We start from the raw sequence: 531 nt of genomic DNA, 5'->3' as shown, positions 1-531 counted from the left end.
TCAAGCCGCGTTGTGTCCGGTGCAGTGACCTCGATCTGAATACCCGTTCGCATGCCGCATCGTCGCATGCCAACGACAATATGGGAATCCTTCAAATGGACTCATTCGTTCCGATCAATCCACTAGCGGTCGAGACCGCCCATAATATCGCTGTCGGAGAAGGTGACGGCACCCATCCAATCAAAGTGGCGCGGCAATTTTCGGATGGCGCTGCTCATATCACGATAGCCCATCATTGCGCGGATTGAACCTGGACATCGGATCTCGGCTCAGTTTTTATCGACCGTCCTGTAGGCACCAGTAATCTTCTCGCCGAAATGGTGGGCATCATGCGCGTTCAGCTTCTGAATTTGTGCCCCAGCTTAACAAATCGTTCCTCGGTATATTCTGATTCTGACGTGAAGTGGGGGGAGCTACAGCCTGATAGGGCGGCTGATGGTTAGTACCGGTCCAGCGGCGTCGGGCAAGAGCGAATGATAGGGGCGTAAACGCTGAGGTTCCATATAATATGCAATTGCCGAGCGCCCTTTA

1 protein-coding gene is annotated in these 531 nt (G+C 53.3%); it reads left to right on the top strand.

All coding sequences use genetic code 11. From position 1 onward, the window contains the following. Positions 1 to 248, top strand: a 248-nt coding sequence (locus SxD43FB_RS25725; RefSeq protein ID WP_217988843.1) for a hypothetical protein, incomplete at its 5' end; no start/stop codon positions are given. Between the last annotated feature and the right edge of the window lie 283 nt (positions 249 to 531).

The sequence above is a fragment of the Sphingobium sp. D43FB genome, assembly GCF_002312805.1.
Taxonomy (GTDB): domain Bacteria; phylum Pseudomonadota; class Alphaproteobacteria; order Sphingomonadales; family Sphingomonadaceae; genus Sphingobium.
The sequence above is the reverse complement of the archived record's forward strand: the minus strand, read 5'-3'. Positions and strand labels throughout refer to the sequence as shown.